This is a genomic window from Saliphagus infecundisoli (genome assembly GCF_020177375.1).
GTDB classification, from domain to species: Archaea; Halobacteriota; Halobacteria; order Halobacteriales; family Natrialbaceae; genus Saliphagus; species Saliphagus infecundisoli.
Window position 1 is genome coordinate 26945 of sequence record NZ_JAIWHV010000015.1, and the last position, 22539, is coordinate 49483.

Consider the following 22539-nt stretch of genomic DNA (forward strand, 5'->3'; position numbering starts at 1 on the left):
CGATCACTCGTTGTCGGCGAGTCTCCGTTCGATGTCTCGGGCAGTAGTTCCCAGGGTCATCGCGAGGTCTTGTCTCATTCTTGGCGTGGACAGGCGATCCGGCGGTCCAGCGACATAGATCGACCCGAGAACGGTATCCGAGGAACTGATGGGTGTGGCGATGGAGTGGTAGCTTCGCTGTTGTTCCCCACATTCAAAGGCGACCCCACGATCGCGAATTACCTCCAGCTGCTCAATTAGCTCGGCTCGATCAGTAATCGTATCCTCAGTCAACTGGGGGAGTTCGTTTCGGTCCAGAATTTTGCCTCTCCGTTCTTCGGATAACTGTGAAAGAATCGCTTTTCCGGCCGCACTCGCGTGCAGATGATGGGAATTGATGAACGTGATGTCGTTCTTGGACGCGTAGTTACCCCGTATGCGAAAGAGATCGATCCCTCGGTCGTTCTCTTCGATAAACAACCCGACCACATCCCCTGTGGCCCTCGCTAACTGCTCTACGTTGGTCTGGCCGACTCGATAGAGTCTGTATTCTCTCAACGTCGCGTCGTTCAATTCTACGAATTTTGCACCAAGGTCGTACGTGCTCCCGTCTTTTTTCACATATCCGATGTCGCGAAGCGTCGCGAGATGTTTATATACTGTGCTTTTCGGCATGCCGAGATCTTGGGCGAGATCCGTGACCCCTCCCCCGTTCAACCGCACAAGTCCGTCCAGTACTTGGAAGGACGTTTGAGTCGTTTTATTTTTCTGTGGATCAATCGTTCCCATGATCTATGGTACCATTACGGTTGGAGGGGTAAAAAACTGTTCATACCCTGTGGACACCCTCCTCACGTAATTGTACCAGCACAGACACCACCAGGGCGTCCGTTCATATAGTGTGGACAGCATGGTGATCTCACGAACCACCATGATCAATAGTCTTCTCGGATAGAACGACAAGTGGATCGTTCCACGGGTCGTTTCGATTTGAATCACAGTCATATGCTTGTAATGGTGTGGCTACAGAGTTCCGTTCAGATCATAACTTCGGCGAGGATACGGCTTCGTTGGGAGTGTTACCGGTTGGTATGCGGAAAGAGACCCGGAATTCGCTTCATCTGGAACGGGTGGGTGATCTCCATCCACCATGTGTGAATAATAATGATATCCAGTTTCCGGATGCGACCGTTTATACACTGTGAGTGAGTACCTGCCATCCACGTATGGAAGTAACCGATTACGAACTGTTCGAGATCCCCCCGGGATTGCTCTTTCTCAAACTGACCACGAGCGATGGCGAGACTGGGTGGGGAGAACCGACGAATCTCCCGTATTCACGGACCGTGAAGGCCGCGACCACGGAGGTGATGGAGAAGTATCTCCTCGGTGAGGATCCACTCCGGATCGGGGATCACTGGCAAGCGATGTATCGCGGCGGATATCATCGAGACGGCCCGATACTGATGAGCGCCATCGCGGGCATCGAACAGGCGCTGTGGGACATCAAAGGCAACCACTACGGTGCCCCCGTGTACGAGTTCCTTGGCGGTCAGTGTCGGGATCGGGTCCGTGTCTACCAGCGTATTGGCGGGGACCGACCGGAACACATCGCGTCGGAGGCCGAACGGGCAGTCGAAGAGGGGTTCTCCGCCGTAAAGATCGACGCCACCGAGAGATTAGCCCATATTGACGCACCGGCGGTCACGGATCACGTCCGCCAGCGCGTCGAAGCCGTCCAAGAGGCGGTCGGCGACGAGGTCGGTGTCTGTGTCGATTTCCGTGGCCGCGCGTCGAAGACGATGGCACGGCGACTGGTAACCCATCTCGAGCCCTACGACCTGTTGTTCGTCGAAGAACCGCTCCGTCCCGAAGACATCGCTTCGTTTCCGGATCTGGCGAGACATACGGCTACCCCGCTCGCGATCGGCGAGCGGCTGTATTCTCGGTGGGACTTCAAGCCGCTACTCGATACGGAACTCGTCGACGTCGTCCAACCGGACATCTCCCGAGCGGGGGGGATCTCCGAGAGTATGCGGATCGCCCAGATGGCAGAGACTTCGGGCGCGGCAGTCTCTCAGATCCGCCCGCGGAGTCCGCTCGCGCTTGCGGCGACGATCCAGGTCAGTGCCAGCATCCCGAACCATCTCATCCATGATTATGGCTTCCCGGGTCAAGAAGAGGTACACGACTACTTCGACTACTCGGCGTTCTCACTGGAGGACGGCTACGTCAACATTCCCGACGGCCCGGGGTTGAACGTCGACATCGATGAGGACCGCGTCCGTGAGTTGGACGCAATTGAGGTTGATCAGCCGTACCCCCTTCGACGCCACCCCGATGGCAGCGTCGCCGAGTTCTAATGGTATCGGTTCGCTTCAGATGGACGACCCATCGAGCGTCGGTTCCAGACGCGAAGCGGACCGGTGGGTTCGTGACTGGATCGTTCATGTCACTACGGCTGCGAACCCGCGTATTTCGTTTCGACAACCAACAACGGCTACACAATGCCGGAACGGAGCGACGCTTACAGCGTTTCGTAGCGGTCCCAGACTTCGTAGACGGAATCGCCTGAGCGAATGTCCTCACGGACGTGCTCTTCGAGTTCCATTTCCTCTTCGCCCCGCTCGATCACGTCATCGACGATCTCTGGCGGGATGACGGCGATCGATTCGTAGTCCGCCAGAACGACGTCGCCGGGGGAGATGGTTACGCCCTCGATCTCGACCGGGACTTCCGTTTCACGCAGGCTCACTCGCCCGAACGATTCGATCGAGCTGTGCCCCTCTGACCAGACGGGAAACCCATGATCCTCGATCATCCGGGAGTCGCGGGTTGCTCCATCGATGAGGGCGCCAGCGGCGCCTCGTTCCTGGGCGATGGTGCTGAGGAGTTCTCCCCACATACCGGACTTCGTGTCGTCGGGCGCTGCTCGGATGACGAAGTCCCCCTCACTGATCTCCTCGAGGTACTGTAACCCGAGTTCATCGCGAGGATCGTCGCCACGTTTCTCTTCATAGCCGATCTCGACGTATTGAGAGGTGTAGGCCGTTCCTACCGCTGGTTCTCGACTCCAGAGGGCGCGGATGCGCTTACACGGGATGACGTTATCGTCGATCCCCATCTCGTCGGTGATATCGTTGACCATCGCGCTGTGCAGGCCCTGTAGCCGATCCCGTTGGGTCTCCGTGAGACTCGTTGTCATCATATACCGTGTAGATGACCACCCATATATTCTTTCCGTTGGCAGCGATCTGCCCGTTCGCCGACACCCAAATCGTTATATAAGACTTGATCCACTGTCGAGGATATGGGAATCGACTTTACTTCCCGCCGAGAGCGAGAACCGGGCTTACTGATCGACTACTCCGAGACGACCGGCGACCTCGATGTCGAACGCGCGCCCGGACCGCGCGATCTCGAGATCACGGACATCCAGACGACGATGGTCGATGGAAACTACGACTGGACCCTCGTCCGCATCTACACCGATGCGGGCATCGTCGGCACGGGTGAGGCGTACTGGGGATCGGGCGTTCCACCGATCATCGAGTCGGCGAAGCCGTATCTCCTCGGTGAGAATCCCTTGGATATCGATCGCCTGTATACACACCTGATCCAGCGGTTCTCTGGGGAAGGATCACTGGCAGGTTCAGTCGTCACCGCAGTCTCGGGCCTTGAAATCGCACTTCACGACTTGGCGGGCAAGGTGCTCGACGTGCCGGCCTATCAGCTGCTCGGTGGCAAGTACCGCGATCACGTCCGTGTTTACTGTGACACCCACGCGGGTTCTCACGGCGCCGAGTCAGACACGGCGGAGTACCGGGACGAACACTCGCCTGAAGCGTACGCTCAGGCCGCGAAAGGAGTCGTCGATGACGGCTTCGACGCCCTGAAGTTCGATCTCGACGTCCCGAGCGAGTACGACAAGGATCGGATGAATCGTCATCTCCGCGATCCGGAACTACGCCACAAAGTCGACATCGTCGAGGCAGCCACTGAGGCCGTCGACGACGACATCGACGTCGCCTTCGACTGTCACTGGAGCTGGACGGGCGACAGCGCGTCGCGACTGGCGGAAGCCATCGAACCCTACGACGTTTTTTGGCTCGAAGATCCCGTCCCCCCGGAAAACCACGACGTTCAACGGACCGTTACCCGGAGCACCTCGACGACAGTCGCCGCCGGCGAAAACGTGTATCGAACACATGGCTTCCGGCGGCTCATCGAGGAGGAAGCCGTCGACGTGATCCAACCCGACCTTCCCAAGATGGGAGGGATGCGCGAGACGATGAAGATCGCTAACAAGGCCGAAACCTACTACATTCCCTTCGCGCTCCACAACGTCTCCTCGCCGATCGGGACGATGGCCGGCGCGCACACTGCCTGTGCCTGTCCCAACTTCCTCGCGCTCGAGTACCACGCCCGTGCAGTCGACTGGTGGGCCGATCTCGTGAATGAACCGATCATCGAGGATGGATACATCCAGGTTCCCGAACGCCCAGGGATCGGGCTGACACTCGATCTCGATGTCGTCGAGGACCGCATGGTTGAGGGCGAGACGCTCTTCGACGAGTCGTGATGAGATCTCCGTGGGATGATACCTCGTCTGCTCGCCCGCAGAATCACACGACCGGACGACCATGACATCCTCCCCGGCGTGGAGTGATTAGCGCAATGGATGAATACGCATCACAGGCTCCAGCTCAAAGCGCTTCTCACCACGAGTGGATTTCCCGATTAAACAAGCCTCCGAGCGTCGCTGAGAACTAAATCGCCACGTTCCTTCTGGATATTCAGGTGTTGCAGTGACCACTCAACGCCGGGGTTTCCTCGCGCTGGGAGTCTCGGCTAGAGTGGTCTGCGCAACGTTTGACCATCCCTTCACGGAGACCGGGACCGACGGGATGACGAGACGAAGTTTACAGATCTGGAACGCTCAAAGGTTACGCCCATCACTCAACGGCGGGACTCTCTCGCTGTTTAAGGTAGCACCGAGGCGAACATCCCCGTCGTGGCCACGGGAGAGAAGAGGTGAAACGCAGATGTCAATTATAGGAGGTTTGAAATGTGGTGGGGTTCATGAAGAGGTATGAACGGTGATCCTGACATCGTCGTCCTTCGTGGGGAAGCCCACGGCATCCCGATCTCCGAGTATGCCACCGCCCTTCGCGAGCGGCTTCCGGAGTACGACATCGAACATGCAAAAACACCCCAGCAAGAACGGGAGCTCGTCGTCGACGCCCCGATCATTACTGGCGGGAGCATCACCGAGGAACTCCTTGATCGGGCTGAGAAGGCCCGCCTGTACGCGGCCGGCGGTGCCGGGGTCGGCCCAGCCACAGTGAGACCGTGCATAGAACGCGGGCTTACCGTTACGAATGCGTCGATCCATGGCCCGAACATCGCCGAGTACGTGCTCGGGACAATGCTTGGATTTTCGAGGAACCTGTATGAGGGGATGCGGCGCAACCAACGCCGAGAGTGGCGTCACTTTCAGGCACGAGACTTCACGGATAGTACCGTCACGGTAGTCGGTCTTGGCGCGATTGGGACGGCGATTGTCCAGCGGCTGTCGGGCTTTGAGGTGGAGACGATCGGGGTCCGATACACGCCCGAGAAGGGCGGCCCGACCGACGAGGTGGTCGGATTCGAGACCGACGCACTCCATGAGGCACTCGCTCGGACGGACTATCTCGCGCTCGCCTGTCCACTGACCGAGACCACACGTGGGCTCATCGATGCGGAGGCGCTGTCGGTTCTGCCCCCAGACGCCGTTCTCGTCAACATCTCGAGGGGGCAACTCGTCGAGACGGACGCGCTCGTCTCGGCGATCAGACAGAACCAGCTCCGGGGCGCCGCACTGGACGTAACCGATCCGGAACCGCTCCCCGAGGATCACCCGCTGTGGAACTTCGAGAACGTACTCGTCACGCCCCACATGTCGGGGCATACACCCGACTACTGGGTGCGGTGTGCGGAGCTCCTCACGCGGAACGTCCGACGGATCGAGGAGACCGGTGAGTTCGACGACTTGGAAAACACCGTCGAACTTACTTCCGACGGCGAGGTAGTGTTCACGTAGTCGTCGCGGACTCAGTATCCGGCTCCCTCGTACTCGAGGTTCGGATTCGGACCGTATCCGAGTTCGTCGCGTCGATCTCGGAAGCGATCGACAGCATCGGTGTATTCCGGATCGTCGATGAAGTTTCGTGTTTCGGATGAATCGCGCTCGAGGTCCCAGAGTATCTCCGGCAGCTCCTCACCGTAGTACTGGTACTTCAGATGATCCTGCTTGATCATCAAGTTCTGCCCATCGAACTGACTGACCGTCTCGTTTTGCCAGTCATCCTCGACCCCCTCTATGAGCGGGACGAGACTACGACTATCGAGTCCATCAGGAATCGGCAGGCCGGCCAGCTCGGCGAGTGTCGCGTATAGATCACACAGATTGACGTTCTTCTCGACCCGTCCAGAATCAAAGCGCTCGGGCCATCGGATGACAAGCGGAACGCGGACGCTTGCCTCGTAGAACTTCTTTTTCTCCCATACTCCGTGTTCTCCCAGCATCTCGCCGTGATCCGAGGTATAGACGATTATCCACTCTTCGAGGTTCTCGCCAGCGGCCTCCAGAGCAGCCATGATCCGCCCGAAGTAGTCGTCCACAGTTTCGACCATCCCGTAGTAGGCCGCTGTCGCCCGGCGCAACTCTCGTTCGGACGCGTCTACTCCCGGTTCAACGGTATATTTTCGGAGGAAAGAGTGATCAGGTGGCTCCTCGAGATATGGATCAACCCGATTGAGATAGTATTCGAACTTGTCCTGGGTTGTAAAGAATGGGAAATGGGGCTGGATGAGACTGACCTTCAGCAACAACGGCCGCTCATCGGCCCGCTGTCGGTCGTAGTACGGACTATTGAAATACTGGGAGATGTACTGCTCCGTACCCTCGACCGAGCGTCGGTCCTGCACCTGCACACGTGAGTCACCGACCCCCGCACGCCTGACCTCTTTCGAGTAGGACCACTTCCACTCGCTGCCCGGGTCGTAGTCCTTCTCCCATCGGTCGAAGGCATCCGGGTCTTTCTTCTCGAGGTACTTGTGATGGAGCGGCCGCTTCATCGGGGTCGGTCCAAGGCGCTTGCGCCATCCTTGCATCTGATCCCAGCCTTGATGGTGGAGTTTTCCCGCGCAGGTCGTCATATACCCGTATTCCGCGAAGTGACGGGAGAAGGTGTAGTATTCGGGGTCAAGATCATCCCAACCGAGACAGCCACACGTCCTGGGCAGTTCGCCGGCCATTAACGATTGGCGGGCCGGGACGCACACGGGCGATGGCGTGTAAGCGTTAGTGAAGACGGTCCCTGTCTCCGCGAGTGAGTCGATCGTCGGCGTTCGGACGGTGTCGTCGCCGGCGTACCCCAGTACATCCGGCCGGTGCTCGTCGTCCATCAAGAACAGTATATTCGGTCGGTCCGGCATAGGTACCGCATAGCGCCGTCGCTTAAAAAAACTCCGGCAGAATCAACGCGAATCCGAATCGCGTACCCTCTCCGGCCAACTACAATTTTGCTTCTGATCCTGATTCTAAACCGGTCCCGAGGATCCGCTCTCTATTCAAGATGTCAATACAAATGGATTGAGGATTATCGATTGTTACGCCTGCTCAACGATTGATTGGTATCTTCCAGTAGGTGAGACTCCGAAGTAGCCACATATCCTAGAAAAGATTTATTACCTTCTACGCAATCCTTCCAGATGGACATGGTAGATAATGACAGCCGAGACCGTATCGTATCACGCCGACCCTATCTCAAGCTGGTAGGTGCTGGTCTGGCGACGGGGCTCGCCGGTTGTGTCGGAGGGGATGGTGGGAACGGCAACGGGAACGGTAACGGCAACGGAAACGGAAATGGCAACGGTGGGAACGGTAACGGCAACGGTAACGGTGGGAACGGGAACGGCAACGGAAACGGAAATGGCAACGGTGGGAACGGTAACGGCAACGGAAACGGTGGGAACGGCAACGGTAACGGCAACGGCGGGAACGACAGCAACGAGAGTATGGACATAGAGGGCCAGAGTTTCTCCTTCTGGAGCGTCGACTGGTCCCAGTCCGAGGCCGCCGAAACCTACGTCGACGACACAGTCGAACAGTTCGAGAGCGATTCAGGTGCTACGGTCAACATACGGAAAGCCGAGAACCCAGCTGGAAACCAACAGGTATGGGTACAATCGTTCGAGAACAACGATTACCCGCACGTCTTTGAGGCGGGCGCAAACGTTGGGACCATGATCGACATGGGCGTCGTCAAATCCGTTGACGACTACATCGACTTCTTTAGTGACGAGTTCCGTGAACAGTTCGAACCGTGGCTAGAGCCGTCCGCGGCGCAGTTCAGGGGTACTGAAATGTCTCGAACAGTGTTGCCAATGTTCGGTGATGCGCGGTCTCCGATGGTCGCACGACGGTCGGTTTTCGAAGAGACACCGGGACTGTCCCCCGACGACTTCCCGCCGGAATCGTATGACGAATACATTGAGATGGCCACCACGCTCCAAGAGGACGGCCCGGTCGACTTCGGGACCCTGATCTTTGGCGCGGGCGGAGACATCCTTGACAACATGCTCCCAGTGATGGCCTATCACGAGGGCGGACCCATCGACGGCGCGATCTACACCGAGGACTGGGAAAGCGTCAACTTCTCCAACGACGCCTGGAAGGAAGCATTTACGAAATATTGTGAGGTCTACACCGAACATGAACTCTCACCCCCCTCTACGCCGAGCGCGGAGGACGAGCAGGTAGGGGCGTTGCTGCGCGAGCAACGAATCGGAATGGCGTGGCACGAACTATTCACTTTCCCGAACATCAGAGACCAAATTCCCGACCTCATTGACGACCTGATGTACGGGACGATGTGGGGATCCGAGGAGTACCCCGATGCTATCGCCCGGGGCAATCTTTCGGGTTTCTGTTTCACTACCCCTCCGGACGGCGAAGACGCAGAGGAATGGGAACAAGCCCAGCGCGCCGCTGCCCAGTACCTCGAACAAACCTATGGGTCCGTCGAGTACCAAGTTCGAGCGGCCCAAGACTACGGGCGTCTCCCGCTCCGCGAGGATTCCTGGGATGAAACCGAATCCACTGCCGAAGAGAACAACAACGTCGTCATTCCGACGATGTTCGAAATGCTCTCGACGATCCGTGACACCGAATTCTTCGGGCAGAACCACCCCCGGAACACTGCCGTCGTCTATACCGACGTGCCGCCGACCCTACAGGAGGCACTCACCGGTGACGTCTCTCCAGAGGAGGCGATGGAGAACGCTCAACAGGCCGCAGAAGAGCGGTTGAGTAGCTGAAGAGACCCGCTTTCGCCCTTGGTCGAACCGCAACAACTAATACCCGTGTCAATCTTACCCATACAATATGAGCGTTTCATCAGTGTACCAGACGTATAAGAGCCAACTGTTCAATCGGTACCAGTCCGCGGGAACAACGTTCAGAGAAAACAGATTCGAGTATCTGCTGGTGATGCCGGCGTTGATACTGATCGGTCTGCTCCTTTGGGTGCCCTTCATACGAGGCGTTTACATGTCACTTTTTAACTGGCCACTGCTCGGCGAGAACGAGTGGATCGGGCTGGGCAACTACGAATTCCTGTTCGGTTGGGAGCCGTTCTGGACGTCGGTAAGAGTGACCCTGATCTATAGCATTAATACAGTAATCCACATGGTGCTAGGTGTCGTCGCCGCACTGCTGGTGTATCATATGAGAGGCATCCCAAAAAAGCTGACCAGTGGGGCCTTTCTCATCTCGTATGCGATGCCGCCCGTCGTGACGGGCACTCTCTGGCTATATCTGGTTGATCCCGAGTTCGGCCCGATCATGACGCTGCTGGTTGATATCGGGATCCTTTCCGATCCGATATTCTGGAAATCGAGCGGGACCGCAGCCTTAGTCGTCGTCACCCTTGTGGCCGGCTGGACGTTCTGGCCGTTCGTCTTCCTAATCGTCCTCGCCAGCCGGGAAGGAATATCCAAAACGCAGTACGAGGTCGCGAGGATGTACGGCGCCAGTCGACTCCAGCAAACCCTGAAGATTACGCTCCCACAGTTGAAGTCGGCGATTCTCGTCGCGGTGAGCCTCAGACTCATCTGGAACTTGGCGAAGGTATCACAGCCGTTCCAGATGACCACGGGTGGCCCGGGGTACGAAACGTCCGTACTCGGATTACTACTGTACAGGGACGCGTACTTCGCCGGTCAGATGGGTCGAGCGTACTCGGTAGGGATCATACTGCTCCTTATTACACTCGGGGCAGTAATGATCTTCCTCCGTGAATTCGAGCGCCAGAGCGGGGAGGTGGAGTTCTAATGAGCACCGCCTCTCGGAGAGCTCAACTGTCGGTATCCGATATCCTCTACAAGCTGTTGTTCTATTCGACGCTAGGAATGTTCCTGCTTATGGTTCTCGTCCCACTCATCCTGGTTATTTCGGCGTCCTTTCGGCCCCTGGTCGAGATCTATGCGACGGACGTCTACCTGATCCCAAAAGAGCCCACGATCCAACCCTGGATCGACGGTTACGAGGATCTCAAGCCAAACCTACTCAACAGCCTATATATCGCGACCGGGACGGTCACCATTGCCCTGGTCGTCGCGATTCCCGGGGCGTACGCGTACGCCCGGACATCGTTCCCGTGGAAGAAACCGCTGTTCTACATCATCATTCTATCGCTGCTGTTTCCCCATGTGCTGCTCGTGATTCCGATCACGGATCTCTGGTACGACTTCGGTCTCTACAACACCTTACCCGGAGTATGGCTCGGCCATCAGACGTTCGTCGTTCCGTTCGCGATCTGGATCATGCGGGACTTCTTTCAGAAGATGCCGAGCAATCTCGAAGAAGCAGCCCAAATCTACGGCTGCACACAGTGGAGTGCGTTCGTCCGGGTCGTGCTACCGCTTGCGAAACCAGCGATCATCGCCGTGCTCTTTCTGGCCTTCCTGAACGGCTGGAACGACTTCCTGTTCGCGAACATGGTGACCGACAGCAGGGGACCGCAACCAGCAGTCGTCCAGCTTTACCAGACGATCAACGGCGGGAGCGGCGAGGCGACTGACTGGCAGCTGCTCATGTCGGAGTCGTTGATCATCGGCCTGCCGCCCGTCACCCTCTACCTGTTCGCACGGCGGTATATCTCCGAAGCGTTCGCCGTCAGCGCTTCGTAGCCGATCTGCTTCCATTTGTTTCAGGTGATACTCATCCGCTCTTTCAGGTGAATCCGCTACGAGTCCAGAACGCGCTGGGTGGTTTTTTCCTTCGAAGTTTGGAAAGAAGAAATCCAATAAGTATAACCCCCCATGAGGGGATGTACCAATGGGATATGAGTTCATCACGAGACTCGCAAGAGATCAGTCCGGCAGAACAAACCCAAGAGCCGGCGCACTATATCGACATTAACGGTCTTCGAAAAACGTTCTCCAACGGCACTGTCGTTGCGGTGGATGACTTCAACCTTGATATAGAAGAAGACGAGTTCGTCGTCTTCCTAGGTCCCTCTGGGTGTGGGAAAACGACGACGCTACGGTGTATCTCGGGACTCGAACTCCCTGACGAGGGGGAGGTCATCCTCAACGGGAGAGACGTCACGTTTGACAAGCCAAAAGACCGGGATTTGGCGTTCGTCTTCCAGAATATCACGCTGTTTCCTCATATGACCGTCAGAGAGAACATACGGTTCGGTCTGGATATGAAGACGGACCTCTCGAAAGACGAAAAGAAACGGAAGGTTGAGGAAACCGCCGAGCTCTTGGACATCGCAGAAACGCTCGATCGTCAACCGACCGCTCTCTCCGGCGGACAACAACAGCGTGTGAGTATCGGCAGGGCAATGGTGATGGAACCAACTGCATTCCTCCTAGACGAGCCCTTCGCCAACTTGGACGCGAACCTCCGTGACCGAATGCAGACCGAGATCAAGCGCCTCCAGCGTGAACTCGGGAAGTCGATGATCTTCGTTACTCACGACCAAGAGGAAGCGATGACGTTAGGAGATAAGATCGTCATCATGGAGGACGGGGAGATCCAGCAAGTGGGGACGCCGTACGAGATCTACAATCAACCGAAGAACCTGTTCATCGCGAAATTTATCGGCTCACCGTCAACGAATATATTTGAGGGAACCGCCAAGATCAACGGTGAAGAAATATATATTGAAACCGATGATTTTGAAGTTAGGCTCCCAAACGTCCGGGCCTCGGAGTTTGCAGCTTCAAATGGTGATATGGTGTTTTTAGGTATTAGACCCGAGTACATGCACGTCGTGCCCAAATCAGAAGGAATCTTCAACGCCGAGATCGATGTAAAGGAACTACATGGGGAACACGACGCAATCTACTTCACCGTAGGTGAGACGCCATTTACGGTAACAGAACCCCAAGGACAGGTTCAGGACACTGAACGCGTGAAAGGGGTTGACTTCGACACCGACAAAATCTGGCTGTTCAACGAGAGAGAAGAACGCATTCATTAGCAGAACTCACATCAGTGAAGAATAACAAGATATTACTTGTACTATAGCTATCATATTTCTTAGACAAACTTGTGATCTTAGCAAAGGAGAGGCTTGTCAACAAATTCGGCGGTCTGAAGCTCAATAACTGAACTAGTTGAAGACCATATTTGCACTATATATCAGATTCTATATCAACAACTTTTTTAGATATTTTCCTAATGCAGAAACAGACGCGGATATCCGGCTATAGTTTACTGGAGTGTCCATATTTAAAATGATTTTCAATACAGGATATGTGTGACATCCTCCCGCACCTTGAGTGGTCACTGCAACACCTAAATATCCAGAGGGAACGTGGCGATCTAGTTCTCAGCCGTCGTCGAGATGCGTCGGGGTGACGACACCGGGCCGATCGAGCCTGAGACGGTCCCCGACTTCGACCTCCTCGATGGCGTATGGGTACTCGAACGTCGTCGCCGCCGCCTTCAGCGCGCCGGGGTCTGCCTGAATCGACCGCCAGCGACGCCAGTGAGTGGGTACGAGTCGGTCGATACCGACGGCGTTGGCGGCGTCGATCACGTCCTGGGCGTCGTTGTAGAGTTTTCGTCGGACGACCTCGCCGTCGTCACCCAGCCGGCGGGCGGTGGTTCCGTACGAGACCATTCCGAGATCCACGTCGAACTCGTCACCGACCGCGTCGAGCGCCTCGCAGGGACGGTTGTCGCCGCCGTGGAAGACCGTCCCCTCCGGCGTCTCGATGACGTAGGTGACGCTGCCCGCGGCGTCGGGGTCGTTCCCGCCGCGAACGTGGACGGTCAGTTCCCCGACCGCGACGCTGTCGCCGGGTTCGACGGCGACCTGGCTCTCCTCGGGAACGTCGCTCACATCGTGGATGTCGTAGCACTCGGCCGGGGCGTGGACGGCACCACCGTGGTCTAGCAGCGGGCCGAACGAGGGCGGCCAGAAGTGGTCGCGGTGGTCGTGGGTACAGAACACGGCATCACACTCCTCGGCCCATCCCGGCTCCATCGGGACGGGAGGCATCCGTGCGATGTACTCGCGGTCCCGTTCGGTGCTGAAGTACGGATCGATGTAGACGGTCGTCTCCGGCGTCCGGATGGCCCACCCGGTGACGCCGAGAAACCACAGCGAGACGCTCTCAACCTCGACACCCTCCAGCTCCTCGCGAATCCACCACTCGCCCCAGTCGCTGGTGATCGTCATCGACACACCCGCCGAGTCGTCCCGTCGGTCTCCCCGCGTCGGGTCATAGAACAGCAGTTCGTACGGCTGGGCCTAAAGGTTCCGACGACAGCGATCCTCACCGAGACTGTTCGCCCCACGCCGGCGCGCCGTCGAGACCCGACAGCGCATGGTCTCGAAGGTGTGGCACGCAGAGCTCGACGAACGTCGTGAGATTGGCCGCAGCCGAGGGTTCATACCCGAAGATAACGCCCCGTTCGTCGGGCTGGTTGAAATGGAGGAGGATCAACTCGTCGAAGAGGTGAAGCGAACAGTAGAACGAGCCGACGTCGAAGAGCCGTTCTCGGTCGGTATTGCCGCGAGCCTCGTCCCTGAACGCCTGCACGACGTCCTCGCTGTTGGTATCCCAGTTTTCGACCTGTTCGTACACCGCCGTCTCGCCATACAGGAACCGCCACCCCTCCGGGTCGTACTCGACCACCATATGGAGCGTGTCGCCGGTCTCCTCAAGCAGAAACTCGATCAGGTCAGCCTCATTGTCACTCATACGCCATCCCCTCGGTGGCGTTCGTCGGCCCAATGCGACGGCCCGTTTCGAGAAAACCCATGTCGTATAGTGAAAGTATAACCATCAAAAAGGTATCGTTCTCTGAAAAAACGGGCGGCCGAGCGCCGGCCACCAGTCGACCGGGAACGAGCGAGTCTCCGTCGAACGGATCCGGAGACGACGTTCGGATGCCGGAGCTAGTCAGAAGACGTATCACTCGGAACGAGGTAGTGGCTGGTATGAAACTGCGCCAGCCGACGGATTTCCTGATCCTCGAGGCGCTCGAAGAGAGAGGGCGCAACGTCGCGACGAACCTGCAGGCTCACACGGGCAAGAGCCGCCAGAACATCAACACCCGGCTGCCCGTGTTAGCGGACTACGGGCTGATCAGGAAGATCGGGCCCGCCGAACGCTCGGGCCTCTATGAGATCACCCCGAATGGAAAGGCCGCCCTGATCCACCGAGAGAAGTACGGCGAGGTAGACGACTTCGAGGCACTGCTCGAGGGGCCGACTGCGGAGATCGACGACCAGGCCGGCGCCGCCGGGTTCGCACGCTGCGAGTCCGAGGACGGCGACTCGGAGTAGCCTCCCGTCGTACACGTGGGGGCGACGCCGCGTCGAAGGCAATCCCTTCTGACGAGTATATTGATAGGAGATCGATATGAACCGGTGTGAGTTGGACCGTGTTTTCGGAGAGTAGAATCCCACAGACCCTCGAAACAGTTATCTCCTCTGAGAACCTATCAACTATAGCAAGAGTATGAGTCATCGACTCGTTCTCCCACCACACCACCATGCTTACCACAGCGTTCGAGTACCTCCGGACTAGCACCGACTGGGAGCGCACCGTCCTCATCGGCGGACTCCTCACCGTCTTCAGCTTCCTGCTGATCCCGGCGTTCGTCGTAATGGGATATCTCCTCGGCGTGTTCCGTGCGACGATGCACGGCGACACCGAACGGCCGCCCGTCTTCGACGACTGGGGAGCCCTGGCGGTCGACGGGCTGAAAGGCTACGTCATCGCCTTCGTCTACGGGTTGGTCCCTGCCGTCGTCCTCGGCGGGACGTTCGTCTTCGGGTTCGCCGGCCTCGCCTCCGGCAGCGACGCGGGCGCCCTGACCGGCGGGCTCGTCCTGCTTACCGGCGGTCTCCTCACCGCTGGCCTCTGGCTCGCAGTGGCCTACGTCCTTCCCGCCGCGCTCCTGAACTACGCCGAGACCGGTCGTCTCGGCGCGGGGTTCGCCGTCGGTGACATTACCCCGATGCTCACGAACCGGGCATACATGCGGGCGTTCGCCTACGCCCTCGTCGCTGGCGTCGCCTTCGGCGTCGTCGCCGGGCTCTTGAACATCGTCCCGGTGCTCGGGGCCATCGCGAGCGCGTTCGTCGGCTTCTACGTGGCCGTCACGGTCGCGTACATCTACGGGCGGACCTACGCCGAGATGCACGTCGTCGACGTCGCCGACGGGAACGCGATCGACGAGAACGCCGCGATCTGAGCGAGCGCTCCCGTCCTCGCTCGACTGGCTGCACCCTTTTGGAACTACCACACAATGACCACTCATGAGACGATCCACGGACCCACGACCGATCCACACGACCGAACTCGCCAGGAGATGCGCCCTCGAGGGACACCACCGTTCGCAGACTGGACGACGCGGCGAGGGCGGCGCGAGGAGAGCCTCGTGACCGGTCGACACGGCGATCAACGCGACGCCACCGGCCTATGATCGCAGTCGGCGTGACGCTGCCGACGGGACTCGGCCAGCTCGCGCTGCTCGCGGGCGCACTGGTCGGTGCCCTGGTCGCGTTCGGCTATGGACTCACGGAGCTACGGACGGCCTACCGAATGCACACGACGGCGGGCCACACCGTCGCGGACGTTGCCAACTACCCGGGACCGGTCGAGATCGAGGGCGTCGTCAGCGCGACGACCAAGGCGCTGGCCGCGCCGTTTACCGGCACCGACTGCGTTGTCTACGAGTACACGATCGAGGAGCTGCGCCGGGACAAAGACGGCGATCGGACGTGGAAGACGATCGATTCGGGCGAGAAACGAGTCCCGTTTCGCGTCGAGGACGACACCGGAAGCGTGCTGGTCGAGCCGGCCGGCGCGACCCTGCGCCTCGAGCACGAGCGCGTGGTCCGCTCACCGGTGGACGAGACGCCGCCCGCCGCGATCGGCGACTTCCTCTCGACGCTCGAGCTGGGCGGGTTCGGGATCGACCTCGGACGGGACCGCCGGTACATCGAACGCCGGATCGACGTCGGCGAGCCCGTCTACGTCTTCGGGCCGGCACGCCACGACCCGACCGCGAGCACGGCGGCCGGCGAGGTCAACGCGGTCATCGGCCACACACAGGAGAGGGGAGTCCGCGAGCGACTCGCCGATCGGCTCCTGGGTCGGACCCTGTTCGTGCTCGCCGACGGGAGCGAGACAGCGGCGCTGTCCCGGACCCTCAAAAGCGCCCTGGTCGCCGGACTTCTCGGCGTGTTCGTCCTCGTCGTCACCGGAGTCGTCCTCACGTAGCGAGAGAGAAGATCGACTGCACGAATCCATGCAGTCAAGTACCCCACCCTAACGCTCACCTACGGCTCGCGTTTGGTGACGGGGCTTGTCTTCGCGGTGGGCCAGCCGGTACTGGCGATGTAATTGACCGTCGCCTCGCGCTATGTGTCTTCGGGGCGTAAACCGTCTGAGAAGGGGTCAACAGCACTCTTAGCGGATCGCGTCGAAAACACACTCGAGTACCTGCCTCGAACTCGCACCCTCGGCTCGTTGCCTCCTCGGACGACCGTCTCGAATACGGGCCTCATGAGATGTCGGTGTCGGCAGCCGACCGGAACGATACTGGTGTCGGAGGTTCAGTCCATCCCTCTTCGCGTCTCCGTCGTTCCGTGAACCCGTATCGGCGTGAGTGTGATGCCCATTCAGGGCTGGGGAACATACTTATCCGGACTGGCCATCCAATCGCCTGGACTCGTATGCAGTGGATACCACTGACCGACAGGATACGCCGTCAGTAAGCGGTTCGCGCGACCGCCCGTTGGAGGGCCGTAGCGAGCTGCGATCGATGGCGTGGAGAGAACCCATGGACGATGCCGAACTACTCCGTCGAGAACGCCGTGCCGCACGTGAAGAGCTGGTCCGCAAGCGATCCCGCGACGATGAACAAACGGGACCAGCCACCACGGGAAGCCGACTACCGCTCATGCCCGACCGTGACGACAAGTTCCTCCGTCTAGCGTTGATGAGCGTCGACGAACTCGAGTTGCACGTCGAACGGCTCGACCGCGACCTGGTGGACCTCGAAAACGGATTCGACGAAATCGAGGAGTGACGTGAGTGCTGTTAGTTCGAACCCCTCCTCCCGGGCGGGGTGAGATCGACAGTGACGGTCTCGGTGTCATCGTCGATCGAGACGGTGGTCTCACCGGAGAGCTCCCCCTTCTCAGCGGTGATCTGATAGTCTCCTTTGAACCCACGCGTGGTGTACCGGCCGTCACAGCCGGTTTCGCCGCGCTCGTCGGTCCACCACTCCTCGAAGACGAGTTCCTGGAACTTCTCGCCGTGGGGCCGCACCGTCCAATCGTCGTTGTAGTATGCACCGGTGGGTCGCCAGTGGTCGCCGGCCCAGAAGCCCCAGGACATGACGCCTTCGACGGCCTCGTGGCTGAACGACGCCGTCAAGAAGTCCCGAAGGAAGTCGGTCTGCCACTCGACCAGCTCCTCGTTCTCACGACTCTCGATCTGGATGTCGAACTCGGTGATCAGGATCGGCAGACCGAGGTCGCCGTACATGTCGTAGGTTTCGAGCAGCTCCTTCGGGGGCGTCACGTTCCCGTTGGGCTGCTGGACGTGGCCCATGAAGCCGACCCCGTCGACGGGCGCCCCATCATCGAGGAGCCGTTCGACGAACTCGTAGTGCTGGTCGCGGAAGAAATCGCCGGCGACCGCACCCATCTCGTTCGTGTACAGCTCGCCGTCGGTCGCCTGGGCCCCCGCGTTCCACCACTCGAGGACGGCGTCCCAACCGAGGTCGGCCCCGTCCTCGGCGCGGAAATTGGGCTGCCAGATGGGGTGGTTGTGCATGTCCCACTCGGTGACCAAGTCTCCGACGTCGGTCGCGTGGTTCTGGATGCGCTCGGTGACGAGCTGGCGGAGTTCTTCGTCCGAGAGCGAGTCGGGGTTGTCGATCGACATGCCGCCGCCGCCGTCGGTGCCGTACTCCTCCCAGAGGAGATAGTGTCCGCGGGCCGGGATATCGTGTTCCTCGAGCCACTCGAGCGTCTCGATGGCGCCCTCCTTGCTGTCACCCCAGGGACCCAGGAAGGAGGGGTACTTCAGCCCGTTCTCGATGACGGCCTTGTTGAAGTCCTCGAGGAACGTCTCGCGGTAGCGCTCGTCATCCTCGCTGTCGCCGAGGATGTGACTCACCGAGACGGCACTCCCGAAGTCGAACGCGTGGTCGGCCATTGTGACGTCGACCGTGGCATCGTTCATCGGCTGGCCGCCAGGATTGCGGACCTCGACCTCGAAGTCCGTCTTCCGGATCTCCTCGATGCGTTCGTGGGCGGCCTCGCGCCATGGTGCGTCCTCGGAACGACCATCGTAGGTTACTGGGTCCTGCGCCGCTGCAGCCGGCATTCCTCCTGCTGCCGTGCCGACGCCAAGCGTTCCGAGTACACCGAGCGTCTGCAGGTACCCACGGCGATCGATCGACAGGGTGTCTCGTTGGCTCTCCGATCCGGACTCCGGACCCGAGTCGTTATTAGTCATGGATGTTTCCCACGGTTTCTGTAACTAATTCTTATGATTATTAATGCGTGGATACGAGACAGTGTTTCCGGGTCGGGAATAGACCCGTTTTGGTGTCCGTCTCGGATGCACGTGGACAACTATCGTCTCCGGTGGCTCCTCAAGCGGGTGTCTCTCGGGGTGATCGCCGCCGATCGCTCTCAGGGAGATCCGCCAGTAGTGGACTGTGAGAGCAGACCGCGTGGGAGTGGCGTGGTGGATTCGTAGAGCGTGAGGGGACAGTACGTTCGGAGTTGCTTCGGAGATATACTCCCACGGTGATCTCGTGGGCTTCCCACGCCCGCCAACGGGCGGTTCGTTGCTGGGACCATCAGTCATCCCCCGTCCCGGTGTTGACGTCTACGCTGTCGGCCTCAATGCTCCCCATGTCGGGCGTGGTCCGTTCACCCCGGATAGACTGGACCTTGCCCAGCGCGATGGCGCAGATGTAGATTCCCACGGCCACGAGGACGATGACCCCACCGGCCGTGACCCCGCCGTAGTAGGCGACGGCGATACCCAACAACACTGCGAGCTCCGCGAGGACGACCGAAACAACGAGCGATTCGGAGAAGCTTCGGGACACTTGGGTCGCGCCCGCGACTGGAACTACGAGCATCGCAGCGACGAGGATGACGCCCATGATCTGCATCGCGCCGACGACGACCATCGCCGTCAGCATCACCATCACCCGGTTGTACCAGTTGACGGGGATGCCGGAGACGGCGGCTGCGGTCTCGTCGAACGTCACGTACAGGAGCTGGTTGCGCGTCACGGCCACCGTCCCGACGATGACGGCAAACAGCACCAAGAGGATGGCCGCACTCTGGGGCGACACCGTCGAGAGGTTGCCAAAGAGAAACTGGTTGACGCCGACGGCGAGTCCGCCCGCATTGAGGCTGATGAGCGTCGTTCCCAGCGCGAACCCCGTCGACAGGACGATGGCCATCGAGACGTCGTTATAGGCGTCCGTGACTTCGGAGATGAGCTCGATGAAGAGCGCGGCGATCATCGCCACGACGACGGCGGTGAGATATGGTGATACTCCGAGGTCGATGACGGCGTTCAGGAACAGCCCGATGGCGACCCCGGCGAACGCGGTGTGAGCCAGCGCGTCTCCGATGAGTGCGAGCTGTCGGTGGACGAGGAACGTCCCGATGAGCGGCGCCATCACGCCGACACAGAGCCCAACGAGTATCGCCCGGTGCATGAACCGGTACCGCGGGTTCAGCATCTCCAGACCCGTCACGTAGTACACCCAGTCCATCAGCCAGTACCACTGGTCCAAAACCCACAGGAGGACGCCGAAGACGAGGTCGCCGACGGCGCCGAGCCAGCTTTGCAGCGAGAGCAAGAGCGACGGGTCTACGATGGCGAGCACGCTCGCTCCGAGCGTGGCCGCGACGTCCACGCTCATCCGTCGACCTCCCCGAGAAACCTCGCCTCGGTTCCAAACGCCCGTGCCAGCGCGTCGCTGTCGACGAACTCGTCGGTCGGGCCGTCGAAGTAGACCTCGCGGTTCAGGCAGACGACGCGGTCAGCGTGCTCGACGACCGCCCCGAGATCGTGTTCGATGAGGAGGACGGTGATACCCTCGGCGTTGAGCGCTGCCAGCAGGTCGTAGAAGGCGTCGACCGACTCGGCATCGACGCCGACGGTCGGCTCGTCCAGGACGAGCAGGTCGGCCTCGCTCGCCAGCGCCCGCGCGATGAACGCACGCTGGCGCTGGCCACCCGAGAGCTGTGTGACGCGCCGGTCGGCGAACCCGCTCATCCCGACGGTCGCGAGCGCGTCGTCAACGATGGTCCAGTCCGCGCTCGACAGGCGGCCAAACCCCACGTGTGGGAACCGCCCCATCTTCACGACCTCGCGAACGGTGATCGGCATCTCCTTCGTCGCGCTGGCTTGCTGGGCGACGTAGCCGACCCGCTCGCCGTCGTCGAAACGGGCGGCGCGCTCACCGAACAGATTGGCTGTACCCCTGTCAGGCTCACGCAGGCCCACCATCAGCTGCATCAGCGTCGACTTCCCAGAGCCGTTCGGCCCCACGATGGCGACGTACTCACCGGGGTCGATCGTCAGCGAGACGTCCTCGACCACGGGTGTTGCCGTGTAGCCGAAGGTGACCTCCGAAACGTCAATGACCGGCTCGGTCGCTGGGGCGTCCGACTCCATCGTGGTGGGCGTCTGCTCAGCTGTGCCGGCTGCGCTCCCGGAATCGGTGTCGTGTGTGCTCATATCGGTTCAAAATTTCGCCACTGTTCTAGCCAGTCCTCCGACGGAGCTGCGTCCTCGGGTGGTTTGTTGCCGAGGACGATCTCGAATGTCGGCATGTTGATGTTGTACGCGATCTCTTCATACCCCCAGTTCTCCGCGACCCAGTCTTCGCGGACGCCGGCGTATGGCGTCACGGGGAAGTACGCCTCCACAGCCGTCTCGCGGACGAGCTGCTGGGCCGGGCGTTGGGACTCAAAGACCCCGTTAGCGATGTACGTGATCTCGTTCTCTCGGATGATCTCCGCCGCTTCGCGTACGTCCTCGGGTTTGACGTCGTTGCTCGCCGCCAAGTTCGTCACTAACGGCCGCATCTGCACGCCGTAGCGCACTCCAATGTACTGGAACGCGTTGTGCGCGGCCAACTGGACGATATCGCGCGTGGATCGATCGAAGACGGCCTCGTAATCCGCGTCGATGCGGTCGAGCACATCGGTCTTGTACGCCTTGGCGTTCTCGTGGACGGTGTCGGCGTGCTCCGGGACGATCTCGGCGAATCCGTCGGCGATGTTATCGACGGATTGCTTCGCGCGTCGCGGATCCAGCCAGAAGTGGGGATCTTTCCCGCGATTCTCCCCCACCCCCTCCTCCTCGCGGTCGAGGGACGAGGCGAGATCCGCTAGATCGATGCCCTCCCGGACGTTGATGAGTGCCGTCTCGACGTCGTCGGCCGTGATCGTTTGGATGGCGCGGTCGGCCCAGGGTTGGAACTCGTCCCCGACGTGGATGAACGCGTCCGCCTCGATGATGCGCTGGGTGATATCAGCGTTGGGCTCCCACCCGTGGCCATGCAGTCCCGTCGGGACGAGGTTCTCTACCGTCAGCGGGGTCCCGTCGGCGATCTGCCGGCCGAAGTCGAAGAAGCTGAAAAACGAGGCCACGGCGACCGGCCCGTCGCTCCCATCGTCACTATCACTCCCGGTCTCTACCGGCGCGCTCGGCAGCGCCGTGCATCCGGCCACTCCCGCCAGCACCGCCACACCGCCTGTACGAAGCGCGTCCCGTCGCGTCACTGCTCGCCCGTCAGATATCTCGTGTGACATGGTTATCAAAACTCTGGATTAGCCGTATCTAATTCTCAATTTGCTACGCCCACATATATAGATTATGGACGTGGAAACGTGGCAGATGAGGTGAACGACCGCCAGAAGCGTACTGTCTTGTTCGCGTGGGTAGAGGCTGCTCTACACCTGTCGGCGGGAAGGCCGTGAG

20 protein-coding genes are annotated in these 22539 nt (G+C 59.8%); 11 read left to right on the forward strand and 9 right to left on the reverse strand.

Annotation, left to right across the window (positions count from 1 at the left end; all coding sequences use genetic code 11):
- Window positions 1–3 precede the first annotated feature (3 nt).
- On the reverse strand, window positions 4–768 hold the full coding sequence (locus LCF40_RS15285; RefSeq protein ID WP_224829105.1) for an IclR family transcriptional regulator: 765 nt from the start codon (window positions 766–768) through the stop codon (window positions 4–6).
- A 437-nt stretch (window positions 769–1205) separates the two neighbouring features.
- Between LCF40_RS15285 and dgoD the strand changes: the two genes are divergently transcribed.
- Window positions 1206–2342 carry a galactonate dehydratase gene (gene dgoD, locus LCF40_RS15290; protein WP_224829106.1) on the forward strand — a complete coding sequence of 379 codons (1137 nt, stop codon included), beginning with the start codon at window positions 1206–1208 and terminating at the stop codon, window positions 2340–2342.
- Between the two features lie 164 nt (window positions 2343–2506).
- Here dgoD and LCF40_RS15295 read toward each other — a convergent pair whose 3' ends face one another.
- Window positions 2507–3184: an RraA family protein gene (locus LCF40_RS15295; protein WP_157972365.1), complete on the reverse strand. Its 678-nt coding sequence runs from the start codon at window positions 3182–3184 to the stop codon at window positions 2507–2509.
- A gap of 105 nt (window positions 3185–3289) precedes the next feature.
- Here LCF40_RS15295 and LCF40_RS15300 point away from each other — a divergent pair, with 105 nt between their 5' ends.
- Window positions 3290–4561: a mandelate racemase/muconate lactonizing enzyme family protein gene (locus LCF40_RS15300; protein ID WP_114577149.1), complete on the forward strand. Its 1272-nt coding sequence runs from the start codon at window positions 3290–3292 to the stop codon at window positions 4559–4561.
- A 510-nt stretch (window positions 4562–5071) separates the two neighbouring features.
- A complete protein-coding gene (locus LCF40_RS15305; protein ID WP_224829107.1) occupies window positions 5072–6064 on the forward strand; it encodes a D-2-hydroxyacid dehydrogenase in 993 nt (330 codons plus the stop codon).
- An 11-nt stretch (window positions 6065–6075) separates the two neighbouring features.
- On the opposite strand, the gene LCF40_RS15310 is transcribed toward LCF40_RS15305, so the two are convergent.
- Window positions 6076–7461 (reverse strand): sulfatase-like hydrolase/transferase, encoded by a 1386-nt coding sequence (locus LCF40_RS15310; RefSeq protein WP_224829108.1) that lies wholly within the window; start codon window positions 7459–7461, stop codon window positions 6076–6078.
- A gap of 276 nt (window positions 7462–7737) precedes the next feature.
- Here LCF40_RS15310 and LCF40_RS15315 point away from each other — a divergent pair, with 276 nt between their 5' ends.
- From LCF40_RS15315 to LCF40_RS15330, 4 genes are all read left to right on the forward strand, one after another.
- Complete coding sequence (locus tag LCF40_RS15315) at window positions 7738–9345, forward strand: ABC transporter substrate-binding protein (RefSeq protein WP_224829109.1); 1608 nt, start codon at window positions 7738–7740, stop codon at window positions 9343–9345.
- Window positions 9346–9412: 67 nt separating this feature from the next.
- On the forward strand, window positions 9413–10360 hold the full coding sequence (locus tag LCF40_RS15320; protein WP_224829110.1) for a carbohydrate ABC transporter permease: 948 nt from the start codon (window positions 9413–9415) through the stop codon (window positions 10358–10360).
- Window positions 10360–11217 carry a carbohydrate ABC transporter permease gene (locus tag LCF40_RS15325; protein WP_224829111.1) on the forward strand — a complete coding sequence of 286 codons (858 nt, stop codon included), beginning with the start codon at window positions 10360–10362 and terminating at the stop codon, window positions 11215–11217. The genes LCF40_RS15320 and LCF40_RS15325 overlap by 1 nt, the downstream gene beginning before the upstream one ends.
- Before the next feature lie 155 nt (window positions 11218–11372).
- Window positions 11373–12521, forward strand: coding sequence for an ABC transporter ATP-binding protein (locus LCF40_RS15330; protein ID WP_224829112.1), 1149 nt, complete (start codon window positions 11373–11375; stop codon window positions 12519–12521).
- 351 nt (window positions 12522–12872) lie between these two features.
- Here the strand turns inward: LCF40_RS15330 and LCF40_RS15335 are convergent, their stop codons facing one another.
- Together LCF40_RS15335 and LCF40_RS15340 are read right to left on the reverse strand one after the other, a co-directional pair.
- The gene (locus tag LCF40_RS15335; RefSeq protein ID WP_224829113.1) at window positions 12873–13727 is read right to left on the reverse strand and encodes an MBL fold metallo-hydrolase; all 855 of its coding nucleotides are present in this window, start codon (window positions 13725–13727) and stop codon (window positions 12873–12875) included.
- A gap of 97 nt (window positions 13728–13824) precedes the next feature.
- Window positions 13825–14253 carry a DUF7522 family protein gene (locus LCF40_RS15340; protein WP_224829114.1) on the reverse strand — a complete coding sequence of 143 codons (429 nt, stop codon included), beginning with the start codon at window positions 14251–14253 and terminating at the stop codon, window positions 13825–13827.
- 239 nt (window positions 14254–14492) lie between these two features.
- On the opposite strand from LCF40_RS15340, the gene LCF40_RS15345 reads away from it, so the two are divergent.
- The 4 genes from LCF40_RS15345 (at window position 14493) to LCF40_RS15360 (ending at window position 17596) form a co-directional block, all read left to right on the forward strand.
- A complete protein-coding gene (locus LCF40_RS15345; protein WP_114577157.1) occupies window positions 14493–14840 on the forward strand; it encodes a winged helix-turn-helix domain-containing protein in 348 nt (115 codons plus the stop codon).
- Between the two features lie 209 nt (window positions 14841–15049).
- On the forward strand, window positions 15050–15754 hold the full coding sequence (locus LCF40_RS15350) for a DUF4013 domain-containing protein (protein ID WP_224829115.1): 705 nt from the start codon (window positions 15050–15052) through the stop codon (window positions 15752–15754).
- 227 nt (window positions 15755–15981) lie between these two features.
- Complete coding sequence (locus tag LCF40_RS15355; protein ID WP_224829116.1) at window positions 15982–16785, forward strand: E3 ubiquitin ligase family protein; 804 nt, start codon at window positions 15982–15984, stop codon at window positions 16783–16785.
- A gap of 562 nt (window positions 16786–17347) precedes the next feature.
- On the forward strand, window positions 17348–17596 hold the full coding sequence (locus LCF40_RS15360) for a hypothetical protein (RefSeq protein ID WP_224829117.1): 249 nt from the start codon (window positions 17348–17350) through the stop codon (window positions 17594–17596).
- 11 nt (window positions 17597–17607) lie between these two features.
- On the opposite strand, the gene LCF40_RS15365 is transcribed toward LCF40_RS15360, so the two are convergent.
- The 4 genes from LCF40_RS15365 to LCF40_RS15380 form a co-directional block, all read right to left on the reverse strand.
- A complete protein-coding gene (locus LCF40_RS15365; RefSeq protein WP_224829118.1) occupies window positions 17608–19035 on the reverse strand; it encodes an endo-1,4-beta-xylanase in 1428 nt (475 codons plus the stop codon).
- A gap of 349 nt (window positions 19036–19384) precedes the next feature.
- Entirely contained in the window at window positions 19385–20470 is a 1086-nt protein-coding gene (locus LCF40_RS15370; protein WP_224829119.1) for a metal ABC transporter permease, read from the reverse strand.
- Entirely contained in the window at window positions 20467–21291 is an 825-nt protein-coding gene (locus LCF40_RS15375; RefSeq protein WP_380682580.1) for a metal ABC transporter ATP-binding protein, read from the reverse strand. The genes LCF40_RS15370 and LCF40_RS15375 overlap by 4 nt, the downstream gene beginning before the upstream one ends.
- Window positions 21288–22340, reverse strand: a complete 1053-nt coding sequence (locus LCF40_RS15380; protein ID WP_345777856.1) for a metal ABC transporter substrate-binding protein — start codon at window positions 22338–22340, stop codon at window positions 21288–21290. The genes LCF40_RS15375 and LCF40_RS15380 overlap by 4 nt, the downstream gene beginning before the upstream one ends.
- Window positions 22341–22539: the final 199 nt, after the last annotated feature.

What these genes read in the sequence shown, in the direction of transcription:
- LCF40_RS15315 (WP_224829109.1), top strand. Translation starts at nt 7,738, where the DNA reads ATGGACATGGTAGATAATGACAGCCGAGACCGTATCGTATCACGCCGA.
- LCF40_RS15375 (WP_380682580.1), bottom strand. Translation starts at nt 21,291, where the DNA reads ATGAGCACACACGACACCGATTCCGGGAGCGCAGCCGGCACAGCTGAG.
- LCF40_RS15370 (WP_224829119.1), bottom strand. Translation starts at nt 20,470, where the DNA reads ATGAGCGTGGACGTCGCGGCCACGCTCGGAGCGAGCGTGCTCGCCATC.
- LCF40_RS15320 (WP_224829110.1), top strand. Translation starts at nt 9,413, where the DNA reads ATGAGCGTTTCATCAGTGTACCAGACGTATAAGAGCCAACTGTTCAAT.
- LCF40_RS15285 (WP_224829105.1), bottom strand. Translation starts at nt 768, where the DNA reads ATGGGAACGATTGATCCACAGAAAAATAAAACGACTCAAACGTCCTTC.
- LCF40_RS15325 (WP_224829111.1), top strand. Translation starts at nt 10,360, where the DNA reads ATGAGCACCGCCTCTCGGAGAGCTCAACTGTCGGTATCCGATATCCTC.
- LCF40_RS15360 (WP_224829117.1), top strand. Translation starts at nt 17,348, where the DNA reads ATGGACGATGCCGAACTACTCCGTCGAGAACGCCGTGCCGCACGTGAA.
- LCF40_RS15295 (WP_157972365.1), bottom strand. Translation starts at nt 3,184, where the DNA reads ATGACAACGAGTCTCACGGAGACCCAACGGGATCGGCTACAGGGCCTG.
- LCF40_RS15365 (WP_224829118.1), bottom strand. Translation starts at nt 19,035, where the DNA reads ATGACTAATAACGACTCGGGTCCGGAGTCCGGATCGGAGAGCCAACGA.
- LCF40_RS15300 (WP_114577149.1), top strand. Translation starts at nt 3,290, where the DNA reads ATGGGAATCGACTTTACTTCCCGCCGAGAGCGAGAACCGGGCTTACTG.
- LCF40_RS15305 (WP_224829107.1), top strand. Translation starts at nt 5,072, where the DNA reads ATGAACGGTGATCCTGACATCGTCGTCCTTCGTGGGGAAGCCCACGGC.
- LCF40_RS15335 (WP_224829113.1), bottom strand. Translation starts at nt 13,727, where the DNA reads ATGACGATCACCAGCGACTGGGGCGAGTGGTGGATTCGCGAGGAGCTG.
- LCF40_RS15330 (WP_224829112.1), top strand. Translation starts at nt 11,373, where the DNA reads ATGAGTTCATCACGAGACTCGCAAGAGATCAGTCCGGCAGAACAAACC.
- LCF40_RS15310 (WP_224829108.1), bottom strand. Translation starts at nt 7,461, where the DNA reads ATGCCGGACCGACCGAATATACTGTTCTTGATGGACGACGAGCACCGG.
- LCF40_RS15355 (WP_224829116.1), top strand. Translation starts at nt 15,982, where the DNA reads ATGATCGCAGTCGGCGTGACGCTGCCGACGGGACTCGGCCAGCTCGCG.
- dgoD (WP_224829106.1), top strand. Translation starts at nt 1,206, where the DNA reads ATGGAAGTAACCGATTACGAACTGTTCGAGATCCCCCCGGGATTGCTC.
- LCF40_RS15345 (WP_114577157.1), top strand. Translation starts at nt 14,493, where the DNA reads ATGAAACTGCGCCAGCCGACGGATTTCCTGATCCTCGAGGCGCTCGAA.
- LCF40_RS15350 (WP_224829115.1), top strand. Translation starts at nt 15,050, where the DNA reads ATGCTTACCACAGCGTTCGAGTACCTCCGGACTAGCACCGACTGGGAG.
- LCF40_RS15340 (WP_224829114.1), bottom strand. Translation starts at nt 14,253, where the DNA reads ATGAGTGACAATGAGGCTGACCTGATCGAGTTTCTGCTTGAGGAGACC.